This window comes from Pseudoalteromonas sp. CH_XMU1449-3, assembly GCF_037027245.1.
Lineage (GTDB): Bacteria > Pseudomonadota > Gammaproteobacteria > Enterobacterales > Alteromonadaceae > Pseudoalteromonas > Pseudoalteromonas shioyasakiensis.
The window spans coordinates 61,404-80,350 of sequence record NZ_JAYMDY010000017.1 but is presented as its reverse complement, the minus strand read 5'-3'; the positions used below and the strand labels follow the sequence as shown (position 1 = coordinate 80,350).

The following is an 18,947-nucleotide window of genomic DNA, read 5'->3' as shown; positions in this document are numbered from 1 at the left end:
TGCCTTTGTTATCTTACGTTACTTTAACCCTGTCGGCGCACATGAATCTGGTCTTATTGGTGAAGACCCAAATGGTATTCCTAACAACTTATTACCTTATATTTCGCAAGTCGCTGTGGGTAAGCTAGAAAAGCTAGGTGTGTTTGGGGATGACTACGATACTGTAGATGGTACAGGTGTTCGTGACTATATCCATGTCGTCGACTTAGCATTAGGTCACTTAAAAGCGCTGAACCGAATTGCAAGTGATACAGGTGCGCACGTATTTAACCTAGGCACAGGTAATGGTTATTCAGTACTGCAAATGGTTACCGCTTTTGAGAAAGCCAGTGGTCAAGCCGTACCATACCAAATTTCGCCGCGCCGAGCTGGCGATATTGCAGCTTGCTACGCAGCTCCAGAAAAAGCGTTAAAAGAGCTTGGCTGGCAAGCAGAGCGTGGTATCGATGAGATGATGCAGGATACATGGCGCTGGCAAAGCAATAACCCGAACGGTTACAAATAGTCAAAGTCATTATAAGGCCGATGTTCACACATCGGCTTTTTAATTTGATGAGGCTTTCTTAAGCTGCGCAATACCCCAGAAAAGTACCCCAGCCCCCGTGCACGATAAGAAAAAGAACAACCCTAAGCCGACAGGCGATCCCCAAAACAAAATACTGTATAAAACTTCCATCTCTATATCCTTTATTATTATTTGAATAGTCAGTTATATAAGTTTTAGTAACAGCTCGTCAAGCCGCACATCAGCGCATTGCTTGAATGCTCGCAAGTGCTGCAGCTAGCTGTGCTTTTAGTTTTTTATAGCGTATATAAACAGCCAGCACGATAATGCCATTAATACCAAGCTGGATAAGCCATAGGCTGTATGTTTTAAACATAACCATATTAAACAAGGCAACGATTAACAAAGCGCACCAAAGCACAACGCAGCCAATAAAACTCACATGCCAGTAATGAATTTGATGCTTCAGCTGGCTTTCTTTAAAATTAAGCATTGCATTAACGTCTAACGTTTCTGCTCGCCAAAGCTTTCGTCTTAAACGGTATGACCAAATTCCAAAACCTGAAGGAATAGGCACTAATAGCGCAAACATAATGGTTTCATAGGTGTTTTTTGCCTCAAATAACATGGCGTAAATACAAAATACGGTTACCACAACACCTAAAAATGAGTCGATTAACCCTTTTAGCTTTAACTTAGTTCGCGACTTTTGCGTTTGTGCTATTAACGCTGCACTATCCACTTTCGGCGTTGCTTGCACAAATGCCTGCTGCCACTTAGCTAATTGATCATCTGCTTCGAATTTATCCACGTTATTTACTCCATTAGGCTCGCAATTTGCTGTCTTGCTCTACTTGCACGTTTAGCAACAGCATCTTCAGACAGTCCCAGCGTTTGAGCTATCTCACTTTGATTAAACCCTTCAAGCTGTAAAGCAAGCACCTGCCGATATTTCAGCGTTAATTTACGAAGGGCAGCCATTAAATCTAAACTGTCGTCTGGTGACTTATGCGCACTTAAGGCTTGGGTGTAATCAATACTTTCAGAGCTTGCCACCTCTTTGCGGTTTTGCTCTTTTATCACATGATCAACCGCTTTATTGTGAGCTATTCGGGCAATATAGGTTTTTATGCTGGCATCGCCACGAAAGGCAACATCGGGTGATGAGTCACTACTTTCAAAAGCGCGCCAAACAGCCAACGACATCTCTTGAATTAGCTCATCTTGTAGCGCTTGATTGATCTCGTAAGTTGCAGCAACACGCGCCAACAGCGGCGCGTATTCATTCAGCAATGTGTTTATTTGAACATCAGCTTTCACTGTACTTCCATGTTTTTATTATTATTTGAACAAACGATTATAGGCACAAAAGTAGGTACATGCTAATACCGGCCCTACCAACAACATAGGTAAAAGACTATAAGGAGCAGTAAAGGTAACAAGCATATTAATCAAACAAAGCATGCTTAATGGTTTAATCACCTTTAGTGCCGTTGTAATGCCTCCTTTAACAGCTTTACTAAGCGAAGCATTGTTTAAAAGTAACAGAGGTACCACAAACATAAGCAACATATTTACAGGAACAATTGATACAAACATGACTCCTACGCGCCAGCGCTCAACATCAACAAACTGACCTGACAATAAAGCCGATAACTGCTCACTACCAATCAAAGCACTCCCTACTGCAAATTGCACCAGCGCCAGTAAAATACCAACAACTGACCACACGGCAACTCGCCCCCACTTAGCCCATGTTGCATTATGCTTAAATGAAAAGCCTTGCTGATTATTCAGGTTAAACAACAATGGCCACACCGTTGCCATTAACATAGGCGCTAACCATTTTGATACTGTTAAACCTGTAGGCGCAGGTAATAGCTGCACTAAACCAGGCACAATAGCGAACAGCGTCATAAGTAAAAAAAGTTTAAACGGTGCTTTTTTAAATAGCCCCCACCCTTCTTTTAACCAAACAGCAGCATCACTAAATGGTGCATTCGTTGAATCAAGTTTTAGCGTATTCACAGTTGATGTTGTAGTCGTCATGAGTTTGTCCTTTTCGTAAAAATAGATACACAAGACACTGCCTATTGCTACCACCGAATAGAACAACTTCGTGTCATTTGCAGCTATAGACGAGACGAACACAGAAAACCTGACAAAATATTTTTAAAAAATGAAAAATAATTTTATTTCGTTGAATTTTAAAGATTAAAAAGAGGTGGAACGCAGCTATAAAAACAGCTGTAAGCTTTAATTTTGGATTTTTACAGTAAGAAAGTGGTGGCCCCTCCCAGACTTGAACTGGGGACCTAACGATTATGAGGCCCCGTTTTCAAGAGTTTCAAGCCACTAAAATTGCAGCTGATAGAAGGGAATGTGGAACAGCGTTACCGGTTGCGGTACGAAGTTATTCCTAAATGGTAAAGAATATCGATGTTAGCTGCAATTACACTGGTAAGGCTTGTGTTTTTTGGGGAAGCCTTAGCATAGTGTTACCACTATGCTGATGCGGCTTCTTTTCTCGTGTAATCTTCCGCTAGCTTGACTAAGTTAAACGTAGAATACCTTTCTTTTGTCTTAACAGGGTAAGTTGAATATACATAGTCTACGAACTGGTTAAAGTACATAGTTTTTGTTTTTTCCATAACTGCATTTAAGATTTCTTTTTCTCTTTCCTCAAGCTTGATCGCATCATCACTACCGTTATATGAAAGGACATATTTTGACGATCCATACATGGTATTTTGGTGTTCAATCTTGAAACCAAAAGAGCTATGAGCAGCGTCTACTACATCATCAACATAAGGGCCATAATGATTGAATACCCACTCGATATCAGTCATTTGTTTCTTATCAAGAAGTGATGAAAACCAATCTGCAAGATACACAAGCTTAGTAACTCTCGCTTTTGTTAGCTCTGACTTATGTGGGTAGTTTGCACAAATAAAAGCTATAATATTTTGTAATTTATTCATGATTCCCCCTTAACTCTTTTAATAGATCATCTTCTACCGATAACTGTATACCTGAACGTTTGATTGTTACTTCCTTATCAAAGTTCAAGCTATCTCTTACAAATTTTGCAATTTGACCCTGATGGCTCTCACAGTAGCTGTTTATTTGCTCTTTGAGGTCTTCATCAAGAAAATTTTCTTTGGTACTTTCAAATACTATAACACCGATATGCACATCTGCATCAACAATTGCCTTTGCATAGTATCTGCAACTATTCATTGCCAGTGCGTTTATCTTATCACTTTCGTATTGATAAGTATCCTCAAGGTATTGTTTGTATGCTTCAAAGTCATCTGCAGAGGGGCATTTTACTTCTTCATGGCAGTTGTGCTGCCATGCTTTACTTATTACACCTTGATTTAATGGGAACTTCTGGCGGTGAATTTTAGAGTAAGTTGGGTTAGCTGAATACCTAGCCAGAATATAAAATTCTTCGTCATGCTCGTAATAAAGTGACACGCGAGCGTGTGTATCCAGATCCATTTGTCTGAAAACTCCCTTTAGAAAGGTAGTGACAAGCTCATTGTGTTTTTCGATTAGTTTGGATTTTGTTTCTTGTACTTCTTCTTGCGCAGTATTGAGAGCGCTTTTAGTTTCAGTGTATTTTAAATTCTCATCTTCAAGCGTGCTCATTCTTTTATTTTGCTTGCTTTGATCTTGATATGTGCCTATTGCACCGAATAGGAAAAAAATAGTACCAAAGCTTAACGCTGAATAGGGGTTAAAAAGAATAAAACTGAAAGAATCCCAAAACCCACTTACAGATGTCCAACCTTGGGTGGCTTTAAAGCTGCCGGCAAAAGCACCACCTACTGATAGAAGCACTGTGCCAATTGCTGCTAAAAGTATAAATAAGCCTTTGCCAAATCCATCTCCAAGCCTTAGGAAAAAATCCGAATTTCCACTGAACCCAAATTTACTAAACACTTTGCTCTTCCTTGAAAATTTACGAATTACAATGTGTTATAAATAATATCATGGCCACTGGCCTTTGAATACTGGAATAATAAAGGTTAAATGCTAAGCTATTTTATCTTGAATCCAAGCTTCTACTGCCGCACGAAGCCACGCTACTGAACGACTGCTTAACTTTATTGACTCAGGGAATTCTTTTATATTCTGCAGTTTATAAATGGTAGAGCGCGATAAACCAGTCATTTGAATAACTTCCTTTATCCGAATTAAGTCATTCGGGCTTTTATTTTTAATTTGAGCCGAATGTGTACTCAAATGGAGTGAGTCAAATTTAGGCATGGATTGGGAGACGAATGATTGTTTCGATATATGAGATTGGAACGACTCCAAATGTCGCTGTACCTGCTGAAGCTCACGTATAGCGTTATTGGTTCTGAAAGATAGCTGTTCTAGGTACTTTTCTAGTAAATCATACTCAAGTTTATTCATGTGTTTACCTTACATTTGATCTATTTGTCCAAACTATCTAACTAAACATACTCAAGTACTAGAAGTATGTTTTACTTTTTAGTGGAGCAATAAAGTGTTAATTTAATTGCTATAAATCAGTTGATTAAGCAGCAGAATATGAGTTTAGGAAGAACAATTAGAATCTATTTAGATGACGGTTCAGTAACAGGAGTTAAGCATGCTGAGATAGTTAACTGGACAGGGCAAGCAATATCTTGTCCAAGGCAGCATGTTAAGAGCTTGAATGACTGGCCGGAATCTAAGAAGCCGGGATGTTACTTTTTATATGGCGTTGATGACGAATCCGGTGAGCCTGCAGTCTATATAGGTGAAGCAGAAAACGTATATGATCGAGTTCTTAACCATTTAGCCAACAAAGACTTTTGGAACGAGATCGTATTTTTTACGAGTAAAGATGAAAACCTAACGAAATCACATGTTAAGTTTCTAGAATCTGAGTTAGTTAAAGCAGCTAAAAACGCAAATAGGCAATTACTCTTAAACGGTAATACGCCAAACCAGCCTACTTTACCTAGAAGTGAGCAAGCCTCAATGAAGGAGTATTTTCAAAACCTTAAAACATTACTGGGCGTTTTGGGGCATAAAACACTCGAACCATTAATTCATAAACCTTCAAACTTTTTGGAAAAGAAACTTGATAAGCTAGATGAACTAGCTAGTGAAACTAAGCTATTTTTAAACGTAAAAGGGTTAGAGGCACAGGCCATTTTGAATGACGAAGGAATTGTTGTAACAGAGGGCTCTTTTGCCAGCAAATTAGTCAAAGATAGTTTATCAAACGGTTACAAAAAGCTTAGAACAAAGCTCATCGATTCTGGAGTTGTGATTGATAACGGTAATAACTTTGTATTTACTCAAGATTATTTGTTTACCAGTCCATCACAAGCTGCTGCGGTACTTGTTGGATATGCAATTAATGGCAGAAACCACTGGTTAGATTCTAGCGGTATTAGCTTGAAAGAACTTGAAACCAACTCTTAAAAATGGCCTTTTACGAGTAAAAGGCCAACCCCGCTAACACTTTCCCTAATATGTGTCTGAACAATACTGTTAACTTTCTGTATTTACAGGCAAATTCCTTACAGGCATACTTATACTTTATAAGTAAAGGTGTGATTAGTATATCTATCGAGTTTTTACTTTCGCGTTTGTAAGGCTAATAAACTCAACATAACATGACTTTAGCTTTTTATCTTTATCAGTAGACTCTGGCGAAAATAAATTAAAAAATAACGTAAAATTCTTTTTGTCTTTTCTTAGGTCACCAGTCCAATCGAAATACTTCGAGCTTCGTAGCAAAACTTCAGCAAATAGCACGTCATTTACAACTCTTACTAGGTTTTCACAAACTAGCCCAATCTCTTGTATCGCTGGTAGATCTACATGTATTGGTTTTTCTAGGTATGTGTAATGCTCATCCAACCCAAGAGCCATGGCGTTAGTGGAGCCTAAATGTCCTGAACGATGGACAACACAGTGTCTCAGATGCCCAACAATATCGAATTCATTAAATATATCTGTAAGCTCTTTATACTTGTTATCATTCAGGCTAATACCGGTAAATTTATTGACAGTGTCTTTAATATTTTTACTGCTATGAAATGAAGTACTTTCTAATAATGCTTCAGGCAATAAAGATGTATGATGATACACCGCTGCACCATAAGGAAGCATGTGTTTATAGCTTAGCTTTCGACTGTGTTCGTCGATTGATATTAAGCGCCTGATTACGCAGCGGAAATAACTTTCTACAGAGGATACGAAACCTAGAATTAGCAAGTTTGAAAGTTGTTGCCATTCAGCGCTTTTTTCGGCAGCTAGTGACGTATAAGCACCAGTAGTAGGGTTTAGTAGAGAAGCCCCTAATAGTCTTAAATTATTTTGCTTTTTGGCATTAAACAGATCAATCGGAGACTTATCTTCCTCAATATATTCATTATCGAAGAAACTGATGGACTTTATGCTTGAAGACTTTCGTGTGCCAGATATTGATGGGTTGAATGTTTGTTTTATTTTCGCCATTAATATAAAAACTCATTGGTCCATGAAACTATTTTGTTAACGATTCTCTCTGAATGAACCTTCCCAACTCCCTTTATTCGCCTAAGCTCGGCAGCAGTATCACTTGACGATATTACGTCTTCGATAGTTTCATACGGAGTTTCTGCAATAACTCTCTTTTGAAAAGGTGTTAGTGGAATTTCTAATAATTTTTGAGCCATACACTTTTTGAAAATAGAACCATCAACCAATTCACTGCCACAGATATGGCAGAACTTCTGCCCTTCAGCAATTCTTTGTGATTGACATGAAGGACATGGAGGCAAATTTAAGACTAATGAGGAAATGTCATCATTTGAAAGTAATTTATTAAACTTACGCCTTACGGGTTGCGGTGGTTTCTTGTTATTTAAAACATCTAATATGTCAGAAGCTTTAAAGCCTCGGCTCTTAATTATTGATTTTGTATTAACTAACAACGATATATGCGGAATGAATCTTCGAAGCTTTCTTCCAGGCCCATGGGAAACTTCATCTTGCTCATAAAGTAACCCTGCTTCAATAAGAAATTTAATCATTCTTTCGGCCTTATTATCGATATCCGATATACCTATCGATATGACCTTTTCCTCTGACTGAGTCTTTTCGTAGTTAAAAGCTTTTACTTCACTGAGAATTGAGTTTAAAAATGTCTCTCCAATATTAATAATTCCAGTAAACTGACTCAGCTTTTGGGATATAGATTTATATTCCTCAATGATATTTTTACATTTTTCTTCAAGTATTGAATTAAACTTTGATTGTGCAGTTTTCCGATCGGATTCAATGAATGATCTAATAAACATAATGTAAGCTCTTGGTATTCCAAAAGAGCAGAACATTAAAAGCTGTTTCATGTCATCGTCTATTGTTAGATTATCACTAAACCTTGCAGTAATAACGGCCTTCATGAAATCAATATATTCAGGGTCGGAAACATTTAGCCATAACGGAACTCTTTCAGCATCTTGCCCCAAGTGAAATCTTGGACCATATTTAGTAGAGCCGGGGTAAACACTTGCTTTTGGTGAAATTTTTGTACTTTTTAAGCTTCTAAAAATATCAAAAAACTCTACTAAATAGTCATTAGTTAAAGTAAGTGCAGCGTCATCTAATAATAAAATAGCTCGTTTACGATTTGTGTGAGATAGAACGCTTTCTATATAATCCTGAACGGTTCTGACATTTAAAAAAGAAACTAATTCTTTATATTCTTCAGAGTAATTCTGCTTTTCAATATCAATTACAAAGCTTCTTAAATCCGACTCGGTGAACTCTATATTCTGGGGTAATATTTTATATTCTTCGAAGCAAGCTATCACTATTTTTGCCAGTACCCATGAGTGAAATATGCTGATAGCGTTAGAGCTTTCATGAAGGTAGGTTTCTAGCCGTAAATAGTGGTTGAAAGTAACGTAAATTGACAAAGGTTTGGAGTTGTCATTTACGCAAGAGTAATGAGCAAAGCGCATTTGATGTGTTTTGCCAGTTCCCCTTGGACCTGTTATTAATTTTGCACCAACTTGGATCAACTTCTTTTGAATATTGTTGAAGTGCTTACTAGTTACAGTCCAATCGTTAAGCTTTTCGAACTCCAAATAATCTGCACGCTCTTCAAATTCAGCCTGCTCTAATGCATCTTCAATTTTATTTTGTGCGGACTTATAAACCATCACGATCCCTAAAACCTATTACTTAGTTAGCAAACACTATTCTTTGAAGTATCCCTTTAACCAAGTTAAGGCGAGCTTTTTATCTTTTTCTGGAATAGCTTGCAAAATAGCTACAGTGTTAATTTTACCTGTTTGATCATCCCAAAAGTTCTTTTTAATTACATTATGTCTACCACAAAGTAATTGAAAGTTTTCTAATGTGTGTTCACCCTGATCATTATCAGCATGCGCAGTCTTATGATCAACTTGTAGTTTAACAGTACCACCGCCTATTGGGTCTATATCACCTTCTCTCAGGTTGCAATCAGGATGAGAACAAATGGGGTTAAGCTTAAGTAGGTCTGCTTTTATTTTTTTATTGATTGCTTTTCTGCTTTTAGCCGTTTCGCGTTTTTCAGCATTTGGCATGACATATTCGCTAACTGTTAGGTCCTTTGTATCTCTCCATGACAATACTGTGTAACCTAAATCGGTTCTCAATTCAGAAAGTCGCTGATGCCAATTCTCGGGAACAACACCTGTATCTGGGTTGGTGGCGACTTGTTGAATTTGCTCTCTAGTTACAATTACTCCCAAATTATCTAAGAAGAACTGCTCAATACGTTTTCTAATACTACCTTGTGTATATTTTTTATTAACTTTGTTTAACCGGCTATACTGCAAAATTTCATTCCTTGATAAAGTAACATATATCAAGATGTTATCGCGTTGCAGTTTGTGCGTAAAGATCTAGTTGTATCGATATTGATGAAGTTTAGTAATTAATTGGCTCTGACATTTCAGAGCCAATTAATTATTTAAAACAATAAAAAATTTTAATTGAAGTTGTGTACAGAAAACTTGTAATTTGTATCAATATTAGAAATGTGTTTTAGCCTTTTTTCTGTGATGTCTGATATAAGATTAAATCCCATTTTTGCTGCGATATGGGATGGCGCTATAGGTTCGTCTTTCTCAACTAAAATGACTTTGCGTTTACCACCGTCGATACAGTTCAAATTATGTGCTGCATGAGCTGTGGTGCCTGTTCCAGCAAAAAAATCTAATATTAACGAACTATCAGAAGTGTGTGAAAACAGAAGGTCTTCGATTAACTCAATGGGCTTCGGGGTTTCAAAGACCTTATCTCCATAAATGTCTTTTATTTGCTTGGTGGCTCTTTCTGTTAAATATCGGTTATCACTCCACAAGCTTCTTATTTTGGTTCTCTTTTCTGCTGTACTATAGTTTTTAACATATATGACACCATTTGGACTAGCGTATAGCTTCCAAGCCTCATTTTTCGCTTTATCTTTACCCCAGAGCCAGCGACGCTCTATCCCTTTGCTATCAAGAGGATATGCTTCTTTTAGATTGCCCGTAGTATTTTCTGTAAATACTTTTCCTTCATCATTGTAATATAGTGGGTAAAACATGTTGGGCCGGTCTTCTCGTCTACTAGCGTCACCTTTTTTCCTAAATAAACCATCCACTTTATAGCGCCCATATTCATCTTCTTTATCATATTTTGAAGCGTCATCAGCCATTCCAAGTATTTTGCTTTTGCTAGATTTACCGTATACAAGGACATATTCATGGTTCACCGCTATATTTTTTTTACTACCTTTTCCATTCACGCTTCTGCAAACAGCTATATTACCGATAAAATTATCTTCTCCAAAAATAGTATCAAGAAGAATTCTTAGATAAGGCTGTTCATAATCATCAATACTAACAGTGATGATCCCTGTGTCTTTTAAAAGTTCACGCGCCCAAACAAGCCTTGGTAACATAAATGACATCCATGAAGAATGAGAGCCAAATAAGCCGCTCTGCTGACTCACCCTAGTATCATTGTAGATGAATGAATTAGTCGTGTTATAGGGAGGATCTATATAGCAAAAATCAACGTTATTTTGCTGTGATTCATACAGCGATGCCAAGACGTCTAAATTGTCGCCGCAAAACAGAGTGCAATCTGCTTTTAGATCTAGATCATTGAGATTCTTTATTATTGAGTCAAAATCCAAGTCAAGCTGCATTTCTAAGCCTAGAGATGCTGCTATGTTTGCTATTTTCGAATGTACTACTGAACTCATTTCTTCTCCTTAACGTCCGAGGCATTATATCTCGCGATCGCAAATAAAACTAAATTTATAACTAACAAAAGGATGCCAACTATAAAATTTGTTGCTTAACCTATTGAGCAGCCTTCAATTATTAGATGGTTGTAGATGTTGTAAACGACCCTCAAAGACTGGACGGTATACATAATTGTGTAAACAGGGTGTAAATGCATGTCCATCTATAAACGTAAGAATTCAAGGTTCTACTACTGTGAAATCAATATCAACGGCCAGACGTTAATTCGCAGTACTAAAACTACTAAAAAGTCACTAGCATTGCGCTTTGAGAGTCAACTACGAGAAACGTTGTATAGGCAGCACGTATTAGGTGATAGACCGATTATCACTTTAGCTGAAGCAATACTGGAATACGCAACTAGCAAGAGTGGCTCGGTCAATCAACAAAACCTTGATACACAGATTAGAACGCTGAATGCTCAACTATCCCGTGTGTATTCACTCCAAGCTGATTTACATGGCTTAAATGGTGGTCACTTAACGAGGTTGGTATCGCTTAGACGCAAAGATGGGGTTACAGAAGGCACTATCAGGTTAATGCTTACCACTTTAAAAGGGGTTGTTAATTGGTCAAAATCAGCCGGTTACTTGCAACCAGAAAATCTTGTAATACCTAAACTACGTGTTAATAATCAACGAACTAGAACCTTGTCTAACCATGAAGAAGTTCAGCTACTCGAACGATTGAAACTGAACAAAAATCCAGATGATTATGACCTGGTAGTTTTATTGCTGGATACTGCGGCTAGATTAAATGAAATCCAACAATTACATTGGGAATCTGTCGATTTAGAAACAGCTGAACTTCACTTGTGGCGAACTAAAACAAATACGGCATCTGTCCTGAAACTTACAGAGCGTTCATTAAATATTTTAAAACGTCGATACGAATCGAGTACCCAAAAAGAACTCGTATTCCCATCAAAAGCAGGTGGCTTACGCAGAACTACACCTAAATCAATTCAAAACGTATATAAAGAGCTTGGTTTAGATGGGTTTTGCACTCACTCCATTCGTCATACAACAGCGTCCAAACTAGTTAAAAACGGTATGAGCTTATTTGCAGTTTCTAAACTTTTAGGGCACTCAAATATTTCAATGTCACAGCGCTATTCTCACTTGGAGCAAAAGGCTGTAGCAAATCAAGCAGCTGAAATTCTCAATAACAATTAACAATCTAACTTGGCACTGAACAAGGATAAAAGTTTCGCCGAGATCTGGTAAGCCTGTTGAACTCAAACATAAATAGCTATGAAGCTGTATGACTTGGTACGAGTCAATTTAATAGGATTTATGATTATGAGTGTATTTAAAAGAAACGGTGTTGGTAACTACTACATCCAGTTTAACTTTAACGGAAAAACCTACTGTAAAAGTTCAAAAACTTCAAATAAGCGAACAGCGGAACGTATGGAGCGAGAATGGCGAGATGAACTGCATAAGATTGACGAATTAGGAGAGCGACCAAGAATTACATTGCGCGAAGCTCTGAATGGATACCTTGATGAAAAACAAGGTACTGGAAGCCAAAACTATGCATTTACCAACGTCAAAACAGTAACCGAGCGAGTTAATGTTGATGTTTATGTAGACCAGATTCGTGACTCAGATTTAACTAAATTTAAGGTGTCGCGTGAAAAAGAAGGTATAGCACCACAAACTATTAAACACAATTTTCAGGCCATTAGAAGTGCTGTAAATTGGGCTAAAGAGCATGGTTACAGTGTGAAAGAGGTATCGTTCCCTAAAATTAAGTTACCTAAGCATCGCTTGCGTTACTTATCCCACGAAGAAGAAGCAAGGCTGCTTACCGAATTAGACCCCAAGCGTAAACGTCCGTTTCGCCCTGATTATGAGTACAGAACAGCGGAGGAAAACCGTCGATATCAAGATAATTATGATTTGGTAGTGTGTCTTCTTGATACTGGAGCGCGATACTCGGAAATTGCAGCTATTAAGTGGGATTCAATAAATATTGAAGAAGGTACATTAAACTTGTGGCGACCCAAGGTTAGAAACGAATCAATTATCTACATGACAAACCGTGTTAAAGAGATTTTTAAACGTCGATTCCAAAATCGGTTATCTGAAGAATTTGTTTTTACGAACTCAACAGGGCAGCCGAGAGGTTATCAAGCTAAAGGTATTAGAGCTGCGATTAAACGAGCTGGTATTGAAAATTTCAAAATTCACGATTTGCGTCATACCTGTGCAAGTCGATTAGTACAAGCTGGTTTAAACCTGTATGAAGTAAAAGAAGTGCTTGGTCATACAGATATAAAAACCACTCAAATTTACGCACACCTTGAACGAAAAGATATTACAGCCAAAGCACGTGATATTTTGGAACGATTACAACCAATTGGAGGTAACCATGTTGATTAACGATGTTTTACATGAATCATCAGCTGGCTGGTGGAATAAAGCGCTGTATATACTTGATAAATTGTTTGGTTTTGAATCTGACGGTAATTCTAAACTGAAGCGGGTTAAACAAGTGTTCGATCAGAAATCTGGAGAGCATGTTATTTACTTGGAATATCGTGTTAAAGCCTCAAATCAATCGCCGATTCAAACAACTTTAACTCGTAAACCCAAAGTGAAAGCTGACAAAAAGGCTAAGGGTTCAAAGTAACATTTGAACCCCATTACCCCAACAATATAAATGTCCATTTGCCAAACGAGTATTATCTGAAGCTTTACAATACCAGCCAAGTAATACACCGTCTGTTCTTCTTGCTTCAATACGATTGCCAACATCAGTAATTCGCCCGATCAGTTGACCACTTGGTAGTCGTATTTGCTTTTCTATCATCAGTTCCACCTCGCAAATTAATAAATTTATCATCAGCAAGACTTGGTTAATTTTCAACTGTTGTCTGATTTCCAGTACCTTGTAGATACTGAAATAAAAATTTATTGAAGATAGTTATGGTCAAAACAAAGAAATACTTACCTGAAACCAAGATGGATAAAGCCACTCAAGTTTACTTAAAAATGAAGCTTCAGGATGGCATCAAGCGGAAAGATATTATTGCTGCATTTATAAGTACCTGCGGCTTAACCCCAGCAGGAGCGTCAACGTATTACCAAAAGATCAAGAAGAAACAAGCCTACAGGAATTATTAAGAATATGTTGGTTGTGTCCAACCAACAGGTGTACGTGAGTTGTTCCAACTCCCATCACCGTTATCTCTGGATTGCATACTTCATATACTTCACTCAAAAGCGAGTTTTATTGAAAAAACCTCACTACTACAAAAATTAATTAATAAAAAAGCAAAATACTGGAGTATGTAAAGTATATGGATGTAAATTATAGCTTTTATCTTTGAGGGATTACGCTTTGGCCTTTACGCAATTTATTGAAAACCTACATCAATCTATAGATTGGCAAAATGATTTCAAATCTGAGCTTAATAAGTTCTATGAACTATCTGATTGTAATGTAATTTTTAGACTAATTGAGTTGTTTCAAATAGACAGCCAAAGTGTGGATGCCGAAGAAATAGAAGAATTAGCTCAAATTATATGGCAAACATGTGAAAGTGGTAATGAGCAATATGTTGAAATAATAAACGATATTTCCATAGCCATTTCAGAGTTGCTATACCTTAGGCATAGCATTAATAAAGCTAAAAATCAGATAGATATTAAACGCTTTTGCTCAGAATTAATTGAAAGAGGATTGGTCATTCATCCTGTTGTTCCATTGATCGCAGCTTTGCAATATGTGTACAAGGCGATACAAGTTAATGCTTTTTCATATGTGAAGTCATTCAGAATTGGTGAGTTAGTTCAAACAGCAAGGTTAGCGCAAATGTGCTGGCAAGTGATAGATAGTAACGCAAGTCAGTACAACCCTACGGTTAAAGATGTCAATATCCCCAGACAATACCAAGAGTTAGAGCCCGCAATCAGAAAGCAAGTTCATATTATTCTTACCGATGCCCCCGATGTAAAACAATTGAGTGCTAAAGTAAAAAAGTGGCTGCAAAATGAGACAAACAATAAATTCATCATGGATGATGCTCCAGATAAGTGGTTCAAGCGCATTGTCAGTGAAGAAAAGTATTTCTTTGAAGCGATTAAGCACTTTCCTATTTGGCGATAGTTGTTTTACTTAACCAAAACAACACCCTGTTCAGGGTGCAAGAACGGGCAGCGATAAGCTAATAACCTATAGCCTCTTTTAAAACAGGAGGCTGAAATGCTAAATAAAAATCAACTATTAACCAATACAACTTCATTCCAACCGCTAACAGACGCGCTAGCTAAAGCAGACTTGCATCACTTCATTTTCGTTGTCGATCAAGCAACTGCTTTGTTATTTTCGAATGATAGCTTCGATCAAGAAGTGTTATCAGATCTGGCTCATGCCACCGCTGATTTCATCGAAGATGGCTTTTCTATATATCAAGGCTTATTTAGCTCAAGACTGATTGAATTACCACAGTCCGATTCAATTGTGTCGACCTATATAAACGAAAAACACCCTGTGATAGACGCTGGTTTTCTAGCTATTGGTGCACTATCAGTTTGTTACGATGCCATAAATCATGCCTCAGGGTCACAAGAACAAGCGAGCGTAAAACATTTTAGTGCAGCAAATGAGTTGATTGGTATTGCCCGATTATCTTCAGCTTTAATTGATAAACTGGATGAAGAAGAACATTACCGTCAACAAATTAAAAAGCTGACGCCAAAGCCACCTATGTCTAATGCAGACAAAGCAAGATTAAAGGCCAAAAAATTTAATGAGCGTTGCAATAAGTTTTTGTATCTCCTTGAAGATATAGCGCAATTTATATACGAATTTGAGCCATACACACCTGTGGGTGCTATTACTCACCATATTCACCAGCACTGCTTCTACAAAAAACGTCAGTTAAAAGAAATGGGACTGGAATTGCCCAGTGAAGAGCGCATGAAGTCTTTCTTATTGAACTATGTGCCTATCCCTAAGACCGCCATTTATAAAGGTAGAGCACCTTTTAAAGCAATTAATACAGATGCGCCAGCAACGAACTTTGCACAACTGGTTGAGTTCACATTGCAGGAGTGCAGTAACCCACTGTTATTTCTTTAAAGTCTTTTTCAGCCGCTTGCTGCACCATTGAATATCTTCAGTGGTGCAAGTGATATGTAATGCTCTGGCAGGTGACGAAATACAACGTCGTGACCCGCTATAAGGACGAGCAGTTAGGTTAGATATAAACAAGTAACCCAGTTGCCAGCCAACGGCTGAACTTAATTTTAACCATGCTTAAGTTGGGTTCAAATGTACATAGCAGGCAACGACATAAGCAGTTGTAGTCTGCAAACGAGTTAATTAGCCGAAACGATAAAAGCATTAGAAATGCAGAGTGACGGCAAAACGAAATATAACCAGCAAACACAAGTTGATTTAATGAACTTAGTTTGAAACGGGGGCAACCCCCACCATGTAGTAAAAGGAGTGCATTATGAATATGCCTTTAAGCGCAACGGCTAGCGCAGTAAATAGCCAAACCAATGTAAACATCAACGCAGTAAATAACATCTTTGAGCAATCAGAGGCTGCTTATGAAACTATGGTGTCAATTGTTGGCGAACCGCTACGTCAAATACTTGAACCGTATTGGTTAACCGCTAACCCTGACACCAATAAGCTAAGGTTAAAGTTAACTTCCGCGCCCATTTCGTTAGAAATGACATTCTGGGAATGGATAGCATTAATCCTAGAGCCTCAGCTAAATGGCGAGTTTGAAGGGCTTGAGTTCATCGATGCTTACTTTCAAGGTCAGAAGCTGTATGACTTAAGCCACCTAGATTCTGCTGAGTTAACCAGCATTGTCCTGTGTTATCAGCTCGACGAAGACGGTGAGCGCATAGAAGGTGCTAACGATCTGGAAATCAGTGTCTACTGGCATAAAGACATGACGCAAACCAATGATGTGCTGTTAATCGAAAAGCTTTTTACCGATATGGTGAAGCGTGACTTTACGATTGAACACTTAGACCACTACCTAGCGTTAATTGGCAATCCAGACGAATAACGCTCCAGCATACCGTTTAACAAACTTAACCCGTAATAAAAACCGCGCAGTTGCTCTGAAATCGAGTAAGGGACAGCTGCGCCTAAAAACCGCCGATTTCGGCAAACTTAACCGCCTAATTACGTTAATTAGGCACAAAGTCAACAAGAGGATAATCACCATGACTTTTAACAAAGCAAAACTAGTAGCAGCCATCGAAGCAGGTATCAACAAAGACGCGAACCAAGTTGAGGTTGAAGCCGCTACTGCCGACATAACTAGCGACGAAAGGCCGCTAACCTTAGAGCAGGTTAAAGACCGTATGACCAGCTTCAACGACGCTGAGCGACCTGTAAAAATTCGCAACGTTGAGTACTTCGAAGCTCTGTCGAAAAACAACAACCCCTACGTAAAAATACGTTGGCAGAGTATGTACCTTGATACTAAATCGTCCGAGTGGCGAGATAAAAAAGGTGTCATTTTTGATGGCCAAGGCAAGTTAGTACACGACTACCTTGTAGAATTTGGTATCAATGAAGAAGACACCTACATAGTCCGTAGTAAAAAGGTGAAGGGCAATGATGGCAGGGAATTCAGCCAATGGGTTAGCTTCTGTCATATTGATGCGTACGACGAGGTTGCGTAATGGCTCAGATAACGAAGCATACTCAGGAACGTCTGCACACTTTAAAGCGTGATGACACTGATAGCTTGTTAATTGCAAAACGAGAGTGTGCCAGAAAAGGCATTCCTTGGGACGAGGCGCTCGATTGCATACCTAAAGCGATTTATGATTCGTTATCTCCCGCTCAGCTAGCAATAGCTGAGTCGGGACTCGAGTCCAGTGTTATATCTCCCGAGTTAAATAGCGACAACCCTATCTCGATGCACTATGCGGCGAGCTATTTTCTATCCAACTTCAAACAAAGCGAAGTTAATGGGCAACTAGTTACTTATGAAGTGATTTCAGAGCAAGATAAGACCTTGCAACCTATCTTAGAAAAGGAAATTGATAAAATACTTGCGCGTGAAATATCGACTCGTTGGTTACAGGAGTTAGGTGTCCCACTACCACCACGTAAAGCTAATGAATTGGTTAAGTATTGGCTCAACCATACGGAGTTAGTTGCCGAGCCAGTTATCATGGGGTTGCCTGGTGATGATAATTGGTGTCTGCATCGCAGCAAATACTTTCCAGACCCAAACGTAGAATTCCCCACATGGCAGCGAATACTTGACAGAATGAGCGACCCAATTGCTTTTGCTGCATGGCAGTACGGTGTCTACACTGGCAACTATCAAGGGCGACAAATGTTATGGATGCATGGCGAAAATGGCGAAGAAGGAAAATCGGCAATTGCCCGTATTATTGGGCAAGAACTCTATGGGCCTGCCCACAACGCCATATCCAACGCATCGATAAACTCGAATGAAAAGCGGTTTCTAAATAGTCATTTTGAACATGCAGCGTTAGTGATTTATCCCGATGCTAGCAACCGCAAGTGCTTGTCTAGTGAAGAATTTAAAACACTGGCAAGTGCAGGATCTGATCCTGTACTGATAGAGCGTAAAGGCAAGCAGGCTTACACGGCTTACTTAAACGCCAGAATGTGGATATGCTCAAATTTCTCACCAGAAGTCACTAGTGATAATTTCATGACCAGTCGTCTATTGTATATAAGCATTTCGCCTATGGTGGACGAAAAACCTGACCCAACAGTGAAGGAAAGGTTGAAGGCGGAGTTATCAGGCTTTTTAGCTTATGCAGAGCAATGTTACGAAGAACGTTGCCCTGACAACTACCGCATACAAACTGATACAGATAATGATGTAAAAGCACTGACAGAGCAGTACTTTGAACATTTTGACATTATTTTCAGTAAACACTGGCAAGTAGACGAGCAATCAGAAGTTGCAGCTTCAATTATTAAAGAAAAATTGAAAGTAGAAGGACTACAAAGTAAGCCTCAGTATGATCAGTTTGTTGATTGGTTGGTTAATCGAAAAGGAGCAAGGTGGAAAAAGCGCTCTGAAGAGAATGGTCGTATTTTCTACGCAGGAATTGCGCCAGCCGAAGGTAGGCGGCTTAGCCTTGATGAAGTAATGACAATGGAGTCGTGAT

The 18,947-nt window shown here is 38.5% G+C and carries 22 protein-coding genes and 1 tRNA gene; 11 read left to right on the top strand and 12 right to left on the bottom strand.

Translation table 11 applies throughout. The features are described from left to right. A partial coding sequence (locus WA256_RS17575; protein ID WP_335992751.1) for a GDP-mannose 4,6-dehydratase occupies nt 1-505 on the top strand: 505 nt, incomplete at its 5' end. A 241-nt stretch (nt 506-746) separates the two neighbouring features. Here the strand turns inward: WA256_RS17575 and WA256_RS17570 are convergent. The 7 genes from WA256_RS17570 to WA256_RS17540 form a co-directional block, all read right to left on the bottom strand. Then, nucleotides 747-1,316 (bottom strand): hypothetical protein, encoded by a 570-nt coding sequence (locus WA256_RS17570; RefSeq protein ID WP_335992750.1) that lies wholly within the window; start codon nt 1,314-1,316, stop codon nt 747-749. A 5-nt stretch (nt 1,317-1,321) separates the two neighbouring features. After that, complete coding sequence (locus WA256_RS17565; RefSeq protein WP_335992749.1) at nt 1,322-1,825, bottom strand: RNA polymerase sigma factor; 504 nt, start codon at nt 1,823-1,825, stop codon at nt 1,322-1,324. 21 nt (nt 1,826-1,846) lie between these two features. Continuing rightward, nucleotides 1,847-2,554 carry a hypothetical protein gene (locus WA256_RS17560; protein ID WP_335992748.1) on the bottom strand — a complete coding sequence of 236 codons (708 nt, stop codon included), beginning with the start codon at nt 2,552-2,554 and terminating at the stop codon, nt 1,847-1,849. A 235-nt stretch (nt 2,555-2,789) separates the two neighbouring features. Beyond that, nucleotides 2,790-2,867 (bottom strand) — tRNA-OTHER (locus WA256_RS17555). Between the two features lie 142 nt (nt 2,868-3,009). Then, nucleotides 3,010-3,486, bottom strand: a complete 477-nt coding sequence (locus WA256_RS17550) for a Panacea domain-containing protein (RefSeq protein WP_335992747.1) — start codon at nt 3,484-3,486, stop codon at nt 3,010-3,012. Further along, nucleotides 3,479-4,453 (bottom strand): hypothetical protein, encoded by a 975-nt coding sequence (locus tag WA256_RS17545; RefSeq protein WP_335992746.1) that lies wholly within the window; start codon nt 4,451-4,453, stop codon nt 3,479-3,481. The genes WA256_RS17550 and WA256_RS17545 overlap by 8 nt, the downstream gene beginning before the upstream one ends. A 93-nt stretch (nt 4,454-4,546) precedes the next feature. Continuing rightward, a complete protein-coding gene (locus WA256_RS17540; protein WP_335992745.1) occupies nt 4,547-4,930 on the bottom strand; it encodes a helix-turn-helix transcriptional regulator in 384 nt (127 codons plus the stop codon). A gap of 138 nt (nt 4,931-5,068) precedes the next feature. On the opposite strand from WA256_RS17540, the gene WA256_RS17535 reads away from it, so the two are divergent. Beyond that, on the top strand, nt 5,069-5,953 hold the full coding sequence (locus tag WA256_RS17535) for a GIY-YIG nuclease family protein (protein ID WP_335992744.1): 885 nt from the start codon (nt 5,069-5,071) through the stop codon (nt 5,951-5,953). 144 nt (nt 5,954-6,097) lie between these two features. Here the strand turns inward: WA256_RS17535 and WA256_RS17530 are convergent, their stop codons facing one another. From WA256_RS17530 to WA256_RS17515, 4 genes are all read right to left on the bottom strand, one after another. Beyond that, on the bottom strand, nt 6,098-6,994 hold the full coding sequence (locus tag WA256_RS17530; RefSeq protein ID WP_335992743.1) for a hypothetical protein: 897 nt from the start codon (nt 6,992-6,994) through the stop codon (nt 6,098-6,100). Then, nucleotides 6,994-8,685, bottom strand: a complete 1,692-nt coding sequence (locus tag WA256_RS17525; protein WP_442961450.1) for an ORC-CDC6 family AAA ATPase — start codon at nt 8,683-8,685, stop codon at nt 6,994-6,996. The genes WA256_RS17530 and WA256_RS17525 overlap by 1 nt, the downstream gene beginning before the upstream one ends. 36 nt (nt 8,686-8,721) lie before the next feature. After that, nucleotides 8,722-9,348, bottom strand: coding sequence for a hypothetical protein (locus WA256_RS17520; RefSeq protein WP_335992741.1), 627 nt, complete (start codon nt 9,346-9,348; stop codon nt 8,722-8,724). Between the two features lie 152 nt (nt 9,349-9,500). Next, on the bottom strand, nt 9,501-10,763 hold the full coding sequence (locus WA256_RS17515) for a site-specific DNA-methyltransferase (protein ID WP_335992740.1): 1,263 nt from the start codon (nt 10,761-10,763) through the stop codon (nt 9,501-9,503). A 198-nt stretch (nt 10,764-10,961) separates the two neighbouring features. On the opposite strand from WA256_RS17515, the gene WA256_RS17510 reads away from it, so the two are divergent. From WA256_RS17510 to WA256_RS17500, 3 genes are all read left to right on the top strand, one after another. Then, on the top strand, nt 10,962-11,981 hold the full coding sequence (locus tag WA256_RS17510; protein WP_335992739.1) for a site-specific integrase: 1,020 nt from the start codon (nt 10,962-10,964) through the stop codon (nt 11,979-11,981). A 126-nt stretch (nt 11,982-12,107) separates the two neighbouring features. Then, nucleotides 12,108-13,193, top strand: coding sequence for a tyrosine-type recombinase/integrase (locus WA256_RS17505; protein WP_335992738.1), 1,086 nt, complete (start codon nt 12,108-12,110; stop codon nt 13,191-13,193). After that, the gene (locus tag WA256_RS17500; protein WP_335992737.1) at nt 13,183-13,443 is read left to right on the top strand and encodes a hypothetical protein; all 261 of its coding nucleotides are present in this window, start codon (nt 13,183-13,185) and stop codon (nt 13,441-13,443) included. Before WA256_RS17505 ends, WA256_RS17500 begins: the two co-directional genes overlap by 11 nt. On the opposite strand, the gene WA256_RS17495 is transcribed toward WA256_RS17500, so the two are convergent. After that, entirely contained in the window at nt 13,435-13,623 is a 189-nt protein-coding gene (locus WA256_RS17495) for a hypothetical protein (protein ID WP_062086133.1), read from the bottom strand. The genes WA256_RS17500 and WA256_RS17495 overlap by 9 nt on opposite strands. Nucleotides 13,624-13,739: 116 nt before the next feature. Here WA256_RS17495 and WA256_RS17490 point away from each other — a divergent pair, with 116 nt between their 5' ends. The 6 genes from WA256_RS17490 (at nt 13,740) to WA256_RS17465 (ending at nt 18,946) form a co-directional block, all read left to right on the top strand. Next, on the top strand, nt 13,740-13,937 hold the full coding sequence (locus WA256_RS17490; RefSeq protein WP_335992736.1) for a hypothetical protein: 198 nt from the start codon (nt 13,740-13,742) through the stop codon (nt 13,935-13,937). A gap of 217 nt (nt 13,938-14,154) precedes the next feature. Next, nucleotides 14,155-14,922: a hypothetical protein gene (locus WA256_RS17485; RefSeq protein ID WP_335992735.1), complete on the top strand. Its 768-nt coding sequence runs from the start codon at nt 14,155-14,157 to the stop codon at nt 14,920-14,922. A gap of 96 nt (nt 14,923-15,018) precedes the next feature. Further along, complete coding sequence (locus WA256_RS17480) at nt 15,019-15,897, top strand: hypothetical protein (RefSeq protein ID WP_335992734.1); 879 nt, start codon at nt 15,019-15,021, stop codon at nt 15,895-15,897. A 376-nt stretch (nt 15,898-16,273) separates the two neighbouring features. Further along, nucleotides 16,274-16,846, top strand: a complete 573-nt coding sequence (locus tag WA256_RS17475; RefSeq protein WP_335992733.1) for a hypothetical protein — start codon at nt 16,274-16,276, stop codon at nt 16,844-16,846. Between the two features lie 160 nt (nt 16,847-17,006). Then, complete coding sequence (locus WA256_RS17470) at nt 17,007-17,471, top strand: hypothetical protein (protein WP_335992732.1); 465 nt, start codon at nt 17,007-17,009, stop codon at nt 17,469-17,471. Continuing rightward, on the top strand, nt 17,471-18,946 hold the full coding sequence (locus WA256_RS17465; protein ID WP_250661577.1) for a DUF5906 domain-containing protein: 1,476 nt from the start codon (nt 17,471-17,473) through the stop codon (nt 18,944-18,946). The genes WA256_RS17470 and WA256_RS17465 overlap by 1 nt, the downstream gene beginning before the upstream one ends. The last annotated feature ends 1 nt before the right edge of the window (nt 18,947 follow it).

Bases quoted from the DNA above. Each gene is read 5' to 3' on its own strand.
- WA256_RS17500 (WP_335992737.1), top strand. From the start codon at position 13,183: ATGTTGATTAACGATGTTTTACATGAATCATCAGCTGGCTGGTGGAAT.
- WA256_RS17505 (WP_335992738.1), top strand. From the start codon at position 12,108: ATGAGTGTATTTAAAAGAAACGGTGTTGGTAACTACTACATCCAGTTT.
- WA256_RS17535 (WP_335992744.1), top strand. From the start codon at position 5,069: ATGAGTTTAGGAAGAACAATTAGAATCTATTTAGATGACGGTTCAGTA.
- WA256_RS17470 (WP_335992732.1), top strand. From the start codon at position 17,007: ATGACTTTTAACAAAGCAAAACTAGTAGCAGCCATCGAAGCAGGTATC.
- WA256_RS17560 (WP_335992748.1), bottom strand. From the start codon at position 2,554: ATGACGACTACAACATCAACTGTGAATACGCTAAAACTTGATTCAACG.
- WA256_RS17475 (WP_335992733.1), top strand. From the start codon at position 16,274: ATGAATATGCCTTTAAGCGCAACGGCTAGCGCAGTAAATAGCCAAACC.
- WA256_RS17540 (WP_335992745.1), bottom strand. From the start codon at position 4,930: ATGAATAAACTTGAGTATGATTTACTAGAAAAGTACCTAGAACAGCTA.
- WA256_RS17530 (WP_335992743.1), bottom strand. From the start codon at position 6,994: ATGGCGAAAATAAAACAAACATTCAACCCATCAATATCTGGCACACGA.
- WA256_RS17465 (WP_250661577.1), top strand. From the start codon at position 17,471: ATGGCTCAGATAACGAAGCATACTCAGGAACGTCTGCACACTTTAAAG.
- WA256_RS17550 (WP_335992747.1), bottom strand. From the start codon at position 3,486: ATGAATAAATTACAAAATATTATAGCTTTTATTTGTGCAAACTACCCA.
- WA256_RS17525 (WP_442961450.1), bottom strand. From the start codon at position 8,685: ATGGTTTATAAGTCCGCACAAAATAAAATTGAAGATGCATTAGAGCAG.
- WA256_RS17490 (WP_335992736.1), top strand. From the start codon at position 13,740: ATGGTCAAAACAAAGAAATACTTACCTGAAACCAAGATGGATAAAGCC.
- WA256_RS17495 (WP_062086133.1), bottom strand. From the start codon at position 13,623: ATGATAGAAAAGCAAATACGACTACCAAGTGGTCAACTGATCGGGCGA.
- WA256_RS17510 (WP_335992739.1), top strand. From the start codon at position 10,962: ATGTCCATCTATAAACGTAAGAATTCAAGGTTCTACTACTGTGAAATC.
- WA256_RS17515 (WP_335992740.1), bottom strand. From the start codon at position 10,763: ATGAGTTCAGTAGTACATTCGAAAATAGCAAACATAGCAGCATCTCTA.
- WA256_RS17480 (WP_335992734.1), top strand. From the start codon at position 15,019: ATGCTAAATAAAAATCAACTATTAACCAATACAACTTCATTCCAACCG.